Origin of the sequence: Pseudomonas sp. PDM32 (genome assembly GCF_019219225.1) — a bacterium.
GTDB lineage: Bacteria > Pseudomonadota > Gammaproteobacteria > Pseudomonadales > Pseudomonadaceae > Aquipseudomonas > Aquipseudomonas laurylsulfatiphila.
Window position 1 is genome coordinate 1 of record NZ_JAHUWE010000085.1, and the last position, 207, is coordinate 207.

The 207-nt window shown below is 66.7% G+C and carries 1 protein-coding gene; it reads left to right on the forward strand.

Features of this window, described 5'->3' with window-relative positions; all coding sequences use genetic code 11:
- Window positions 1–207: immunoglobulin-like domain-containing protein (locus KW846_RS29890; protein ID WP_218486484.1), on the forward strand; the 207-nt coding region annotated here is incomplete at both ends.

Here is a 207-nt window from a genome sequence, read left to right on the forward strand (position 1 = left end):
CGCCGAGCGTCGACGAGAACGGCACCATCACCTACACCGCCACGCTGACCGATGCCCAGGGCAAACCGGTCACCGCGCAGAACGGTCCGGTCACCGTGACGTTGGACAGCGGCAAGGTCATCACCATCGCCGAAGGTCAGAGCTCTGGCAGCCTGCCGGTCAGCGTCGGCAACGACGTCTACACCGGCCCGACCACCGTCACCGAGT